Origin of the sequence: Pseudomonas sp. rhizo25 (assembly GCF_031931935.1) — a bacterium.
GTDB classification, from domain to species: domain Bacteria; phylum Pseudomonadota; class Gammaproteobacteria; order Pseudomonadales; family Pseudomonadaceae; genus Aquipseudomonas; species Aquipseudomonas synxantha.
Genome location: NZ_JAUJXA010000001.1, coordinates 295,377 through 309,467 on the forward strand (window position 1 = coordinate 295,377; position 14,091 = coordinate 309,467).

Consider the following 14,091-nt stretch of genomic DNA (forward strand, 5'->3'; position numbering starts at 1 on the left):
GATCAGCGGGTGATGCCGCGAGTCGACGCCTGGATCGAGTCACGGAACACCGCGACTTCCGGGAACAGCGTAGCCGGCTCGGTCAGTTCGGTAAGGGCCTGCTCAACCGTCAATCCTTGGCGGTAAACGGTCTTGTAGGCGCGGCGCAGGGCGTGGATCGCATCCTCGCTGAAACCCCGGCGGCGCATGCCTTCGAAGTTCATGCTACGGGCTTCGGCAGGATTGCCGAACACCGTAACGAATGCCGGGACATCCTTGCCGATAGCAGTGCCCATGCCGGAGAAGCTGTGGGCGCCGATATGGCAATACTGATGCACAAGGGTGAATCCGGACAGGATCGCCCAGTCGTCAACGTGCACGTGGCCTGCCAGCGCGGTGTTATTGACCAGGATGCAATGGTTGCCGATCACGCTGTCATGGCCGATATGCGCATAGGCCATGACGAGGTTGTGATCACCCAAGGTGGTTTCGGCACGATCCTGCACAGTCCCGCGGTGAATGGTGACGCCTTCACGGATGATGTTGTGGTCACCGATTACCAGGCGTGTTTCTTCACCCTTGTACTTCATGTCCGGGGTGTCTTCACCTACCGAGGAAAACTGGTAGATACGATTGTGTTTGCCAATGCGGGTCGGACCCTTGAGGATCACATGCGGCCCGATGACAGTCCCCTCGCCGATTTCCACACCTGCGCCGACGATCGACCAAGGGCCGACCTCAACGTCGGCGGCCAGTACGGCCGACGGATCGATGATTGCGCGAGGGTCAATCAAACTCATAGTTTGCGTTCCGCACAGATGATCTCGGCAGAGCACACTGGCTTGCCATCGACCGAGGCCTGGCATTCGAACTTCCAGATCTGGCGCTTGCAGCTGATGAACTTGGCTTCCAGGATCAACTGGTCACCCGGAGTGACCGGGCTGCGAAAACGCAGTTTGTCGGAACCCACGAAATAGTAAAGCGTGCCATCGGCAGGCTTGAGGTCGAGCATTTTAAAACCAAGGATACCGGCAGCCTGGGCCATCGCCTCGATGATCAACACACCCGGCATGATTGGATGCGCAGGAAAGTGACCGTTGAAGAATGGTTCGTTGATGCTGACATTCTTGTAGGCACGAATGCGCTTTTCCTCGACGTTGAGGTCCACTACACGATCCACCAGCAGGAACGGGTAACGGTGAGGCAGGTATTCGCGAATCTCGTTGATGTCCATCATTTCGGGGGGAAGCCTGTAATAAAGATTGGGGGCGGGCGGACTAAGCGCACGCCCCGCTAGCAAATCAAGGGGGCAGTCTAGCGGCTGTGCACACTTGATATGGAAATGGTATCAGCCTTCTGATGAAGCATTACCGCCAGGGGTCACGTCCCCAACACGCTTTTCCAGCTGTTTGATGCGTCGTGCCATGTCGTCGATCTTCCTCAACCGCGCCGCACTCTTGCGCCATTCAGCCGCAGGTTGCATGGCGGTACCGGAAGAATAGGCACCAGGCTCGGTAATCGAGTGGGTCACCATGGTCATGCCGGTGATGAAGACGTTGTCGCAAATGTCGATATGCCCGACCAGCCCGACACCACCGGCGAGCATGCAATGCTTGCCAATCCTGGTGCTGCCGGAGATGCCCACGCAGGCAGCCATGGCGGTGTGATCGCCAATCTGTACGTTGTGGGCGATCTGGATCTGGTTATCGAGCTTCACGCCGTTGCCGATCACGGTATCGGCCAGGGCCCCGCGATCAACAGCGGTGTTCACGCCGATCTCCACATCGTCGCCGATCAATACGCCGCCGACCTGGGCGATCTTGTGCCAGACACCCTTGGAGTTGGCAAAACCGAACCCTTCACCACCGATCACCGCCCCCGACTGAATGACCACACGCTGACCAATACGCACATCGTGGTAGAGGGTCACACGGGGGGCCAGCCAGCCATCGGCGCCGATTTCGCAGCGCGCACCGATAAAGCAGTGGGCGCCCACGGTCACGCCTGCACCGATACGCGCACCACTCTCGATCACGGCGAACGCACCAATGCTGGCCGCAGGATCAACCTGGGCATCATCGGCGATCACGGCAGACGGATGAATACCGCCAGCCGCTTTCGGCTTGGGATCGAACAGGTGTGACGCCTTGGCGTACGACAGGTACGGGTCGGCCACCACCAGCGCATCCCCGATAAACCCTTCGGCGTCAGCGGCCTTCAGCAACACGGCTGCGGCCTGGCAATCGACCAGGTACTTACGGTATTGGGGGTTTGCGAGGAAGCTCAACTGAGCTGGGCCAGCCTCCTGCAAGGTGGCTAGCCCAGTAATTTCTTTCTCCGGGGAGCCACGCAAGGTGGCTCCCAGGAACTCGGCCAACTCGCCGAGCTTGATAGTCGCAGTCATGGGTTACTTCAGCTGGTTCATGCGCTCGATCACCTGGCGGGTGATGTCGTATTGAGGCTTGACGTCAATCACGGCGCCGCGCTCGAACACCAGGTCGAAGGCACCCTTCTTGATGACTTCTTCCACGGCGCTGTCGAGCTTGGGCTTGAGCTGCTTGAGCATCTCACGGTCAGCCACGGCCTTGGCTTCGTTCAGTTCCTTGGACTGGAACTGGTAGTCACGGGCCTTTTGCTTGAATTCAAGCTCCAGACGCTCGCGCTCGCCTTGCTGCATCTTGTCGCCACCGGCTACCAGGCGATCCTGGATGCCCTTGGCGCTGCTTTCCAACGTCTTGAGCTTGGTCAGTTGCGGACCGAACTTCTTCTCGGCATCCACGGCGTACTTCTTGGCCGCATCGGATTCCAGCAGGGCCATCTGATAGTTCAGCACGGCGATTTTCATTTCGGCGAAGGCCGGGGTGGTTACCAGCACAGTGGCCAGCAGGACCAATTGAGTCAACTTACGCACGATGTACTCCTACAGAATCCGTTGTCGTTATCTTAGGTCAGACGCTTAGAACGTCTGGCCGAGGGAGAATTGGAAAATCTGGGTTTCAGCGTTATCCGGTTTCTTGATCGGCATGGCCAGAGCAAAGCTCAACGGGCCCAGCGCCGTCACCCAGGTCACACCCACGCCCACGGAGCTCGCCAGATTGCTGAGGCTCACGTCGTTGCATTGGGTGTTGGACCGCGAACCGTTCGGGTTAGTGACTTGTTCACACTTGGAGTCGAACACGTTACCCACGTCCCAGAAGACCGAAGTGCGCAGCGAACGCTGGTCCTTGACGAATGGCAGCGGGAACAGGATCTCTGCACCACCCTGGATCAGCACGTTACCACCGAATGGCAGCGGGTCGTTGTCGTCGTCACGTCGCGTTCCGGCGTTACCGGTTTGTTCAACACCGCGGCTCGGGGTACCACGCGGGCCCAACGTACTGTCCTTGAAGCCACGCACCGAGTTGAAACCACCGGCGTAGTAGTTTTCATAGAACGGCAAGCCATCAGTGGAACCGTAACCGTCGCCATAGCCCAGCTCAGTGTGCAGGCGCATGGTGTAGTTATCGCTCAACGGCTGGAACAGTTGGCCGCGGTAATCGAGCTTGAAGAACGACAGGTCGCTGCCCGGCGTGGTGACTTCGGCAGTCAGGCTTTGGGAATGACCACGGGTTGCCAGCACACCTTTGTTCAGGGTCGACTCGGACCAGCCGGCAGACGCCTTGAAGTTCAGGAACTTGTCGCCTTCACGACGGGTGAAGTCAAAGATCTCGTCCACGGTGTACACACCGGTCTTGATCTCATCCTGTTGCGCAGTGATGCCAAAGGTCAGGCGCGAGGTCTCGCTGATCGGGTAACCGATGTTGGCACCCACACCCAGGCTGTCGATCGCATAGCTTGCAACGTCAACGTCGAGGTCTTTGTAGTCGGTGGTGCGGTAGAAGGCGTTGTAGCCCAGGCTCACACCGTCAGCAGTCCAGTAGGGGTCGACATAACCGAAGTTATAGCGGCTCTGGTATTCGCTGCGGGTCAGGCCGATGGACACCTTGTTACCGGTACCGAGGAAGTTGTTCTGAGTGATCGAGCCACCGAGGATCAGGCCGGCACTCTGTGCGAAACCGACGCTGGCGGTGATCGAACCCGAGGCTTGTTCTTCAACGGCGTAGTTCACGTCAACCTGGTCATCCACACCCGGTACGGCCGGAGTTTCGACGTTGACTTCCTTGAAGAAGCCCAGGCGCTCAAGACGGGTCTTGGACTGGTCGATCAGGTAGGTCGAAGCCCAGCCACCTTCCATCTGGCGCATCTCACGACGCAGCACTTCGTCGGCAGACTTGGTGTTGCCGCGGAAGTTGATGCGGTTGACGTAGGCACGCTTGCCCGGGTCGACGACGAAGGTGATGTCCACGGTGTGGTCTTCATCATTCGGGGTCGGCACGCCGTTGACGTTGGCGAAGGTATAGCCTTCGTTACCCAGGCGACGAGTGATCAGTTCGGAGGTGGTGGTCATCAGCTTGCGCGAGAACACCTGGTCCTTCTGCACCAGCAGCAGGGACTTGACCTGGTCTTCAGGGACTTTCAGATCGCCGCTGAGCTTGACGTCACGAACCTTGTACTTCTCGCCTTCGTTGACGTTGACGGTGATATAGACGTGCTTTTTGTCCGGAGTGATGGACACCTGGGTCGAAGCGATATCCATGTTGATGTAGCCACGGTCCAGGTAGTAGGAGCGCAGGCGTTCCAGGTCACCGGAGAGTTTTTCACGGGCGTACTTGTCATCGTTCTTGAAGAACGACAGCCAGTTGGTGGTCTTGAGTTCGAACAGGTCGACCAGGTCGTCATCAGCGAACTTGGTGTTGCCCACCACGTTGATGTGCTGGATGGCCGCCACGGTGCCTTCGTTGATGTTGACCTTCAGGCCCACACGGTTACGAGGCTGCGGGATCACTTCGGTTTCCACGGTCGCGGAGTAGCGGCCCTGGGCAACGTACTGGCGTTGCAGCTCGTTACGCACACCCTCAAGGGTAGCGCGCTGGAAGATCTCGCCCTCGGCCAGGCCGGATTGCTTGAGGCCCTTCATCAGGTCTTCAGTGGAGATGGCCTTGTTACCCTCAATCGCGATACTGGCGACGGAAGGTCGCTCGACGACCGTGATAACCAGGACGTTGCCTTCGCGACCCAGCTGGATATCTTGAAAGAACCCGGTTTTGAACAGCGCACGAGTGGATTCCACCAGGCGACGATCATCCGCCTGTTCCCCGACGTTCAACGGCAAGGCACCAAAGACGCTACCGGCGGATACCCGCTGGAGGCCGTTGACACGAATATCGGAGATAGTGAAGGACTCGGCGTGAACTTCGGCGATCATCAATACGGTGAGAACCGCAGTTAGCAGCAGACGTTTCATGAAGTCCTTTCTTATTCCAACTGGCAATAAACAAACTGCCGCAAAATGCGGCAGATTCGCAATTCAGCGAAGCGTTACAGTCGTCCCAGATCGTTGACCAGAGCTAACAACATCACTCCGACCACCAAACTGATACCGATCTGTATCCCCCAACCCTGCACCCGATCCGACAAGGGGCGACCACGCACCCACTCGACCAGATAAAACAACAGATGCCCCCCATCCAATACTGGAATGGGCAGCAAATTCAGAACCCCCAGGCTAATACTCAGATAAGCCAGGAAATTCAGGAAATCCGCGACACCCGACTGGGCAGAAGCGCCCGCCACTTTAGCAATGGTTATCGGTCCACTCAAGTTTTTTACCGAGAGCTCACCGAACAACATTTTCTTGAGCGATTCGAGGGTCAGCACGCTCATGGTCCAGGTGCGTTTCGCGCCCTCGCCAATCGCGGCCAAAGGCCCGAAGCTGACCTCTCGTACCATCGATGGCGGCCACTCGACACCTTTGACGCCGGCCCCCAGGTACCCCCCGGCCGCCTTGGCCTCGCCACGAACCGACAAGGTCACAGGCACATCGATTTGAGCACCCTCTCGCTCAACTTTCAGCACGATCCTGGTATCAGGGCGTACACGCACCAGGTCGACCACTTGCTGCCAGTCACCCAGCGCCTGGCCATCGAGGGCCAACAGACGATCACCGGTTTTCAGGCCCGCGGCCTGGGCCGGGCCTTTCGGATCGAGCTCAGCCAGCACCGGCGGCAATGCCGGGCGCCAAGGGCGAATCCCCAGGGATTTGATCGGATCCGGCTCGTCGGCCCCTTTGAGCCAATGATCCAGCGCCAATGCCCGCGGGGTTTCGGCGCTGGAATCCTGGTCACGCACCACCACATTGACGGTGCCGCTTTCACCCAGGCGACGCACCAACTGCAAATTGACCGCGCCCCAACCCGTGGTTGGCTCGCCATCAATGGAAACAATTTCCTGCCCTGCGATGAGACCAGCCTTGGCCGCGATGCTGTCCGCCTCGACCGCGCCGATGACCGGACGCACCTGCTGGCTGCCCATCATGGCCAGCACCCAGAAGAACACCATCGCCAACAGGAAGTTGGCAATCGGGCCCGCAGCGACAATCGCGATACGCTGACGAACGGTCTTGCGATTGAACGATTGGTCCAACTGATCAGCGGGCACTTCGCCTTCACGCTCATCGAGCATCTTGACGTAGCCACCCAGCGGGATAGCGGCGATCACAAACTCGGTGCCACGGCGATCATGCCAGCGCAACAAAGGCATGCCGAAACCGACGGAAAAGCGCAATACCTTGACGCCGCAACGACGCGCCACCCAGAAGTGGCCAAATTCGTGGAAGGTAACCAGCACACCCAGAGCAACCAGGGTGCCGACAATCATGTAGAGCGCACTCATCTAATTTCTCCGCATTTCAATCCAATGCCTGAAGGCTCGAACCCACCCACAGCCTAACGCGTATTGCGGCCCAGCCATTGTCCGGCCAGGGCTCGCGCCTTGGTATCCGCCTCAAACACGGCCCCCAGGTCATTCACCGCCACGACAGGCTCAAGGCCCAGGACGTCCTCGATGATACTCGCGATCTGCGGAAAGCGGATGCGCCGTTCGAGAAACGCCGCCACGGCCACTTCATTGGCCGCATTCAGCATCGCCGGCGCGGTGCCGCCCGCCTCGGCCGCCTGCCGAGCCAGGCGCAGGCATGGGAAGCGCTGCTCGTCCGGCGCTTCGAAGTCCAGGCGCGCCACCGCAAACAGATCCAATGGCGCTACGCCGGAATCAATCCGCTGCGGCCAGGCCAAGGCGTTGGCGATCGGTGTACGCATATCCGGATTACCCAGCTGCGCCAACACCGAACCGTCCACGTAATCGACCAGGGAATGGATCACGCTTTGCGGGTGAATCACCACCTCGACCTGGTCAGGCCGCGCATCGAACAACCAGCACGCCTCGATCAACTCCAGGCCCTTGTTCATCATGCTTGCCGAATCCACGGAGATTTTGCGCCCCATGGACCAGTTCGGGTGAGCGCAGGCCTGATCGGGAGACACATGTTCCAGCTCGGCCAACGGAGTCTGCCGGAATGGACCACCAGACGCCGTCAGTAGAATCCGGCGCACGCCGACCTGGTTCAAGCCGCGGGCAAAATCCCCGGGCATGCACTGGAAAATTGCGTTGTGCTCGCTGTCGAGTGGCAGCAGCACCGCACCGCTCTTGCGCACCGCCTGCATGAAGAGCGCCCCGGACATGACCAGGGCTTCCTTATTGGCCAACAGAATCTTCTTGCCGGCATCGACCGCAGCGAGGGTCGGGCGTAAACCCGCCGCACCGACAATCGCCGCCACGACGGTATCCACCTGCGCATCGGCTGACACCTGGCACAGCCCCGCCTCACCCACCAGGACCTGGGTGTCCAGCCCGGCAGCCCGCAGATCATCCTGCAAGCTACGGGCTGCCGCCGCCTCAGGCACTACGGCAAAGCGCGGCGCATGGCGTACACACAAGGCCAGCAACTCGCTCAAGCGCGTGAAGCCGGTCAGGGCGAAAACCTGATAGCGATCAGGATGACGGGCAATGACGTCCAGGGTACTCAGCCCGACCGAGCCGGTCGCCCCCAGCACGGTGACCTGTTGCAGGCGGCTCACGAAGCGATCATCCACAGCAGCACGGCGAAGATCGGCAGCGCGGCAGTCAGGCTGTCGATACGATCCAGCACACCACCATGCCCTGGCAGCAGGTTACTGCTGTCCTTAATGCCGGCCTGGCGCTTGAACATGCTTTCGGTGAGGTCACCCACCACCGAGATGAACACGACGATAGCCGTGCCCAGCAAGGCCATGAAAATCTCCTTCACCGACCAGCCGCGTACCATACCGACTACCAGCGTGATCAGCAGCGTCAACGCCAAGCCGCCATACACGCCTTCCCAGCTCTTGCCGGGGCTGACGGCCGGGGCCAGCTTGCGCGTGCCGAAGGCACGGCCGGAGAAGTAGGCGCCAATGTCTGCGCCCCACACCAGCACCATCACCGCCAGGATCAATTCGTTACCGAGGGGGTAACGCTTGATTTCCACCAGCCCTTGCCAGGCCGGCAGCAGGATCAGCAGGCCAATCACCAGCTTGCAGGCCACGCTCGACCACTGGCCACTGGTGCGCGGGTAAGTCAGCACCAGGAATGTCGCCAACGCCCACCACAGCACTGCCGCGCCCAGCACCCAAGGCGCAATGTCCGGCAGGATGTACATCAGGAACAACAGCACTGCGACCACTGCCGCATACGCCATACGCGGCAATTGGCCGCTGAAACCCGCCAGGCGCGCCCACTCCCAGGCTCCCAGCGTCACGACCAGGCCGATAAACAGCGCAAAGCCGGAACCTTCAAGCAGGAAAAAACCACACAAGGCAATCGGCAGCAGGATCAGCGCCGTGATGATTCGTTGTTTTAACATTTAAACCCGGGCTCCAGCTTCGATCTGCTCGCTCGTTTTACCGAAGCGACGCTGACGGGAAGCGAAATCAGCCAGCGCATTACGCATGGCATCGTGTTTGAAGTCCGGCCAGAACAGGTCGGAGAAGTACAACTCGGTGTATGCCAGCTGCCACAGCAGGAAATTGCTGATGCGATGCTCGCCACCGGTACGAATGCACAAGTCCGGCAACGGCAGGTCGCCAGTCACCAGGCAGGTTTGCAACAATTCAGGCGTGATGTCGTCCGGTCGCAGGTGACCGGCCTGCACTTCGCGGGCCAGCCGTTGCGCTGCCTGGGCGATATCCCACTGGCCACCGTAGTTGGCTGCGATCTGCAGCACAAAGCGGTTACTGCCTGCGGTAATAGCCTCGGCTTCGCGCATGGCGGCTTGCAGTTCCGGGTGGAACCGCGAGCGATCACCAATGATGCGCAGACTGATGTTGTTGTCATTGAGGCGCTTGGCCTCACGACGCAGCGCCTTGAAGAACAGGTCCATCAAGGCGCTGACTTCATCGGCGGGCCGCTGCCAGTTTTCACTGGAGAAGGCGAACAAGGTCAACACTTCGACCTTGGCCTCAGCGCACACCTCAATCACTGCCCTTACCGCGTCAACACCCGCTTTATGCCCGGCAACACCCGGCATAAAGCGTTTTTTCGCCCAGCGATTATTCCCATCCATGATGATCGCGACATGGCGCGGCACCACGGAGGGCACAGTCTGCTTGGTCTTTTCCATGAAGGCGTCCTGACCCCTTATACGGCCATCAGGTCCTTTTCTTTTTCTTCGGTCGCCTTGGTGATCTGCGCTTCGGCGTCCTTGGTCAGCTTGTCGATATCAGCGACGGCACGACGCTCTTCGTCTTCGCTGATTTCCTTGTCCTTGACCAGCTTCTTCAGGTCACCCAATGCATCACGGCGGATGTTGCGCACGGCAACGCGCGCATCTTCAGCGGCACTGCGTGCCTGCTTGGTGAAGCCTTTACGGGTTTCCTCGGTCAGGGCAGGCATGGAGATCAGCAACAACTCGCCCAGGTTGGTCGGGTTGAGGTTCAGGCCGGCGCTCTGGATCGCTTTGTCTACAGCAGCAAGCATGTTGCGCTCGAAAGCCACGACTTGCAGGGTACGCGAGTCCTTGACGGTGACGTTGGCCACGCTGCTCAGAGGAGTGTCAGCGCCGTAGTAAGGCACCATCACGCTGCCCAGGATGCTCGGGTGCGCCTTGCCGGTACGGATCTGGCCAAATGCGTGGCTCAGGGATTCCAGGGATTTCTGCATACGCGCCTGGGCGTCTTTCTTGATTTCATTGATCATTGTTGGCCTTCCTCGATCAGAGTCCCTTCTGCGCCGCCGTGTACGATATTCAGCAGGGCGCCGGGCTTGTTCATGTTAAATACGCGCAACGGCATCTTGTGGTCGCGGCACAGGCAGATAGCCGTCAGGTCCATCACGCCCAGCTTGCGATCCAGCACTTCATCGTAGGTCAGATGATCGAACTTCTCGGCATGCGGGTCTTTGAATGGGTCTGCAGTGTATACGCCGTCTACCTTGGTCGCCTTGAGCACCACGTCGGCATCGATTTCGATCGCGCGCAGGCACGCAGCCGAGTCGGTGGTAAAGAATGGGTTACCAGTGCCGGCAGCGAAGATCACCACTTCCTTGGAATTCAGGTGGCGCATGGCTTTGCGTCGATCATAGTGATCAGTCACGCCAACCATGGAAATAGCCGACATCACGATGGCCGAGATGTTGGCGCGCTCCAGGGCGTCGCGCATGGCCAGGGCGTTCATCACAGTGGCCAGCATGCCCATGTGGTCGCCGGTGACCCGATCCATGCCAGCCGCACTCAGTGCCGCACCACGGAACAGGTTGCCACCACCAATCACCAGGCCGACCTGCACGCCGATACCGACCAGCTGGCCGACTTCCAGCGCCATGCGGTCAAGCACCTTGGGGTCGATCCCGAACTCTTCCGAGCCCATCAGGGCCTCGCCGCTGAGCTTGAGTAGAATGCGTTTATAGCGAGCCTGATAACCACTGCCCTGCTGAGCCATTGCGAATCTCTCCTGCGGCGTATTTTTTTAAAAAATTCTTGGCGAGCCGTTTACGGCTTGCGTTCACTCTAGCTGGACGCTATCACAGCGCCATCGGAACACGGCTTTGTAAGCCAGTTCCGAGAGGAAACCAAATAAAATTGGCCTTCCCATTTGAAAAGAGGCTGCGCGCGTGAGCGGGCAGCCTCTTTCGGCGACAGTCTGGAACTGTCTTATTGCTTGGCGGCAGCCAGCTGGGCAGCAACTTCTTCAGCGAAGTTGTCGACCGGCTTATCGATGCCTTCGCCTACTTTGAAGTAAGTGAAGGAAACGATTTCAGCACCGGCTTTCTTGGCCAGTTCGCCCACCTTGATTTCAGGGTTCTTGACGAACGCCTGTTCAACCAGGCTTGCTTCAGCCAGGAACTTGCTGATACGGCCCTTGACCATATTCTCAACAATGTTTTCTGGCTTGCCTTTGATTTTTTCTTCGTTCAGCTGCAGGAATACCGCTTTTTCGCGCTCGATCGCTTCGGCAGACACTTCCGAAGGCAGCAGGAACTCAGGGTTGCTGGCTGCAACGTGCATCGCGATATCTTTGGCCAGCTCAACGTCGCCGCCTTTCAGAACAACCGCTACACCGATCTTGTTGCCGTGCAGGTAACCACCAACGACATCACCTTCAACGCGAACCAGGCGACGGATATTGACGTTTTCGCCAACCTTGCCGACCAGTACCAGGCGATCAGCTTCTTGAGCTTCGATCAGAGGCTCAACGGTGGTCAGCTTGTCAGCGAAGGCTTTCTCGACGCTGGCAGCAACGAATGCCTTGAAGTCATCCTGCAGGGCCAGGAAGTCGGTCTGCGAGTTCACTTCCAGCAGAACGGCGGATTTACCGTCTTCCTTCAGGGCGATGGCGCCTTCAGCAGCGACGTTGCCTGCTTTCTTGGCAGCCTTGATGGCGCCGGAAGCACGCATGTCATCAATGGCTTTTTCGATGTCGCCGCCGGCCTTGGTCAAGGCCTTTTTGCAATCCATCATGCCTTCGCCGGTACGCTCACGCAGTTCTTTAACCAACGCTGCAGTAATCTCTGCCATTTCAAAATCCTCTTGGATAGGTTTTCAACCATTCCACCCGATCAAACGGGCGATCAATTCTTCCCGAATCTCCGTTGTAGGCCGCTGCACGTTACAAAGAATGTAGCTGCGCTGCCGACAAATGGTTTTCGAGGTGGCAAAAAGGGGGCCAAGCCCCCTTTTTGCTTACTGAGTCAACGCCAGGGCGTCAGTTACTCAGCGGCAGCTACCGGAGCTTCTTCAACGAACTGCTCGGTACCACCAGCAACGTGGTTGCGGCCACGGATTACAGCGTCAGCCATCGAACCCATGTACAGCTGGATAGCGCGGATTGCGTCATCGTTGCCTGGGATGATGTAGTCAACGCCTTCCGGGCTGCTGTTGGTATCGACTACGCCGATAACCGGGATGCCCAGCTTGTTGGCTTCGGTGATCGCGATGCGCTCGTGATCAACGTCGATAACGAACAGTGCGTCAGGCAGACCGCCCATGTCCTTGATACCACCCAGGGAACGATCGAGCTTTTCCAGGTCACGAGTGCGCATCAGCGCTTCTTTCTTGGTCAGCTTGGCGAAAGTACCGTCTTCGGCTTGCACTTCAAGGTCACGCAGACGCTTGATGGAAGCACGGATGGTTTTGAAGTTGGTCAGCATGCCGCCCAACCAGCGGTGATCGACGTACGGCGAACCGCAACGTGCTGCTTCTTCAGCAACGATCTTGCCAGCGGAACGCTTGGTGCCGACGAACAGGATCTTGTTTTTGCCCTGGGCCAGGCGCTCTACGAAAGTCAGCGCTTCGTTGAACATTGGCAGGGTTTTTTCAAGGTTGATAATGTGGATCTTGTTACGCGCGCCGAAAATGTACTTACCCATTTTCGGGTTCCAGTAACGGGTCTGGTGACCGAAGTGCACACCGGCCTTCAGCATATCGCGCATGTTGACTTGGGACATGATAGTTCCTTAATAAGTCGGGTTTGGCCTCCACGTATCCCAATGACCAACCAGCGGCATCAAGGCCTCCGGCACCCAGGTCATCGTGTCGACACGTGTGTGGATTTAACCTTCGCGGGGTATCCCCGGAAAGCGGCGCATTTTATACCACAGCATCGACAAAAACGAAACCCGCAATCACATTTGCCCCGCCGCCTTTAGCCAAACCCTTGAATAGAGCGACCCTGGCGCTACCTTGATAGAGAGAAGCGATCACCAGACGCTCATGATTTGACACCATCGTCTGTTAGAATTGCGTTTTTTGGGACTTGCGCGAATGCTTCACCCCTTTGTCGCGCCCCCCTTGAACCGTATTGATTTCAGCGCGTCGCGCTAGAGAGAGCCTGTATGACCGTTACCTTGAAAACCGCCGAAGACATCGCAGGCATGCGCGTTGCCGGCAAACTGGCTGCCGACGTGCTGGAAATGATTGCCGAACACGTCAAGCCCGGTGTCACCACCGAAGCGCTGGACCGAATCTGCCACGACTATATAGTCAACGTGCAAAAAGCCATCCCTGCCCCGCTGAACTACAAAGGCTTCCCCAAGTCGATCTGCACCTCGATCAACCACGTGGTCTGCCACGGGATTCCCGGTGACAAGCCGCTGAAGGATGGCGACACCCTGAACATCGACGTCACCGTGATCAAGGATGGCTACCACGGCGACACCAGCCGTATGTTCCACGTCGGCAACGTGCCGGTGTGGGCCGAGCGCCTGTCCCAGGTCACCCAGGAATGCATGTACAAGGCTATCGAGATCGTCAAGCCTGGCTGCCGCCTGGGTGACATCGGCGAAGTGATCCAGAAGCACGCGGAAAAGAACGGCTTCTCGGTCGTGCGCGAATTCTGCGGCCACGGCATCGGCAAGGTGTTCCACGAAGAGCCGCAGATCCTGCACTACGGCAAGGCCGGCACCGGCATGGAACTCAAGGCCGGCATGACCTTCACCATCGAGCCGATGATCAACCAGGGCAAGGCCGACACCAAGGTGCTGGGCGACGGTTGGACCGCCATCACCAAGGACCGCAAGCTCTCGGCCCAGTGGGAACACACCCTGCTGGTCACCGACACCGGCTACGAGATCTTCACCCTGCGCGCCGACGACACAATCCCTCGCGTCTCTGCGTAAAAAGGCTGTGCTGGTTTTCCCACGCTGTGCTGTGACTGACTATTAGAT

General features: G+C 58.7%; 14 protein-coding genes. 1 reads left to right on the top strand and 13 read right to left on the bottom strand.

The genetic code is table 11. The annotated features are described in order from the left end of the window. Nucleotides 1-2: 2 nt before the first annotated feature. From lpxA to rpsB, 13 genes are all read right to left on the bottom strand, one after another. Entirely contained in the window at nucleotides 3-779 is a 777-nt protein-coding gene (gene lpxA, locus QZR30_RS01410) for an acyl-ACP--UDP-N-acetylglucosamine O-acyltransferase (RefSeq protein WP_043049624.1), read from the bottom strand. Continuing rightward, nucleotides 776-1,216 carry a 3-hydroxyacyl-ACP dehydratase FabZ gene (gene fabZ / locus QZR30_RS01415; RefSeq protein ID WP_034118457.1) on the bottom strand — a complete coding sequence of 147 codons (441 nt, stop codon included), beginning with the start codon at nucleotides 1,214-1,216 and terminating at the stop codon, nucleotides 776-778. The genes lpxA and fabZ overlap by 4 nt, the downstream gene beginning before the upstream one ends. A gap of 111 nt (nucleotides 1,217-1,327) precedes the next feature. Then, nucleotides 1,328-2,383 (bottom strand): UDP-3-O-(3-hydroxymyristoyl)glucosamine N-acyltransferase, encoded by a 1,056-nt coding sequence (gene lpxD / locus QZR30_RS01420; RefSeq protein WP_046071290.1) that lies wholly within the window; start codon nucleotides 2,381-2,383, stop codon nucleotides 1,328-1,330. Nucleotides 2,384-2,386: 3 nt separating this feature from the next. After that, on the bottom strand, nucleotides 2,387-2,890 hold the full coding sequence (locus QZR30_RS01425) for an OmpH family outer membrane protein (protein WP_003172279.1): 504 nt from the start codon (nucleotides 2,888-2,890) through the stop codon (nucleotides 2,387-2,389). 45 nt (nucleotides 2,891-2,935) lie between these two features. Further along, nucleotides 2,936-5,323 (bottom strand): outer membrane protein assembly factor BamA, encoded by a 2,388-nt coding sequence (bamA, locus tag QZR30_RS01430; protein WP_046071289.1) that lies wholly within the window; start codon nucleotides 5,321-5,323, stop codon nucleotides 2,936-2,938. Nucleotides 5,324-5,397: 74 nt separating this feature from the next. After that, complete coding sequence (gene rseP, locus QZR30_RS01435) at nucleotides 5,398-6,750, bottom strand: sigma E protease regulator RseP (protein WP_046071288.1); 1,353 nt, start codon at nucleotides 6,748-6,750, stop codon at nucleotides 5,398-5,400. Between the two features lie 53 nt (nucleotides 6,751-6,803). Next, complete coding sequence (ispC, locus tag QZR30_RS01440; protein WP_056847434.1) at nucleotides 6,804-7,994, bottom strand: 1-deoxy-D-xylulose-5-phosphate reductoisomerase; 1,191 nt, start codon at nucleotides 7,992-7,994, stop codon at nucleotides 6,804-6,806. After that, nucleotides 7,991-8,797 carry a phosphatidate cytidylyltransferase gene (locus tag QZR30_RS01445; protein WP_274358083.1) on the bottom strand — a complete coding sequence of 269 codons (807 nt, stop codon included), beginning with the start codon at nucleotides 8,795-8,797 and terminating at the stop codon, nucleotides 7,991-7,993. The genes ispC and QZR30_RS01445 overlap by 4 nt, the downstream gene beginning before the upstream one ends. After that, nucleotides 8,798-9,553 (bottom strand): polyprenyl diphosphate synthase, encoded by a 756-nt coding sequence (uppS, locus tag QZR30_RS01450; RefSeq protein ID WP_005785713.1) that lies wholly within the window; start codon nucleotides 9,551-9,553, stop codon nucleotides 8,798-8,800. A 17-nt stretch (nucleotides 9,554-9,570) separates the two neighbouring features. Then, nucleotides 9,571-10,128: a ribosome recycling factor gene (gene frr, locus QZR30_RS01455; RefSeq protein WP_043049618.1), complete on the bottom strand. Its 558-nt coding sequence runs from the start codon at nucleotides 10,126-10,128 to the stop codon at nucleotides 9,571-9,573. Next, nucleotides 10,125-10,868 carry a UMP kinase gene (gene pyrH, locus QZR30_RS01460; protein ID WP_003189161.1) on the bottom strand — a complete coding sequence of 248 codons (744 nt, stop codon included), beginning with the start codon at nucleotides 10,866-10,868 and terminating at the stop codon, nucleotides 10,125-10,127. The genes frr and pyrH overlap by 4 nt, the downstream gene beginning before the upstream one ends. A gap of 212 nt (nucleotides 10,869-11,080) precedes the next feature. Further along, the gene (gene tsf / locus QZR30_RS01465; protein WP_046071285.1) at nucleotides 11,081-11,944 is read right to left on the bottom strand and encodes a translation elongation factor Ts; all 864 of its coding nucleotides are present in this window, start codon (nucleotides 11,942-11,944) and stop codon (nucleotides 11,081-11,083) included. Between the two features lie 191 nt (nucleotides 11,945-12,135). Further along, a complete protein-coding gene (rpsB, locus tag QZR30_RS01470; RefSeq protein ID WP_003219330.1) occupies nucleotides 12,136-12,873 on the bottom strand; it encodes a 30S ribosomal protein S2 in 738 nt (245 codons plus the stop codon). A gap of 387 nt (nucleotides 12,874-13,260) precedes the next feature. On the opposite strand from rpsB, the gene map reads away from it, so the two are divergent. Beyond that, nucleotides 13,261-14,043, top strand: a complete 783-nt coding sequence (map, locus tag QZR30_RS01475; RefSeq protein ID WP_043049616.1) for a type I methionyl aminopeptidase — start codon at nucleotides 13,261-13,263, stop codon at nucleotides 14,041-14,043. Nucleotides 14,044-14,091 lie beyond the last annotated feature (48 nt).

Bases quoted from the DNA above. Each gene is read 5' to 3' on its own strand.
- lpxA (WP_043049624.1), bottom strand. From the start codon at position 779: ATGAGTTTGATTGACCCTCGCGCAATCATCGATCCGTCGGCCGTACTG.
- fabZ (WP_034118457.1), bottom strand. From the start codon at position 1,216: ATGATGGACATCAACGAGATTCGCGAATACCTGCCTCACCGTTACCCG.
- lpxD (WP_046071290.1), bottom strand. From the start codon at position 2,383: ATGACTGCGACTATCAAGCTCGGCGAGTTGGCCGAGTTCCTGGGAGCC.
- bamA (WP_046071289.1), bottom strand. From the start codon at position 5,323: ATGAAACGTCTGCTGCTAACTGCGGTTCTCACCGTATTGATGATCGCC.
- rseP (WP_046071288.1), bottom strand. From the start codon at position 6,750: ATGAGTGCGCTCTACATGATTGTCGGCACCCTGGTTGCTCTGGGTGTG.
- QZR30_RS01445 (WP_274358083.1), bottom strand. From the start codon at position 8,797: ATGTTAAAACAACGAATCATCACGGCGCTGATCCTGCTGCCGATTGCC.
- uppS (WP_005785713.1), bottom strand. From the start codon at position 9,553: ATGGAAAAGACCAAGCAGACTGTGCCCTCCGTGGTGCCGCGCCATGTC.
- frr (WP_043049618.1), bottom strand. From the start codon at position 10,128: ATGATCAATGAAATCAAGAAAGACGCCCAGGCGCGTATGCAGAAATCC.
- pyrH (WP_003189161.1), bottom strand. From the start codon at position 10,868: ATGGCTCAGCAGGGCAGTGGTTATCAGGCTCGCTATAAACGCATTCTA.
- tsf (WP_046071285.1), bottom strand. From the start codon at position 11,944: ATGGCAGAGATTACTGCAGCGTTGGTTAAAGAACTGCGTGAGCGTACC.
- rpsB (WP_003219330.1), bottom strand. From the start codon at position 12,873: ATGTCCCAAGTCAACATGCGCGATATGCTGAAGGCCGGTGTGCACTTC.
- map (WP_043049616.1), top strand. From the start codon at position 13,261: ATGACCGTTACCTTGAAAACCGCCGAAGACATCGCAGGCATGCGCGTT.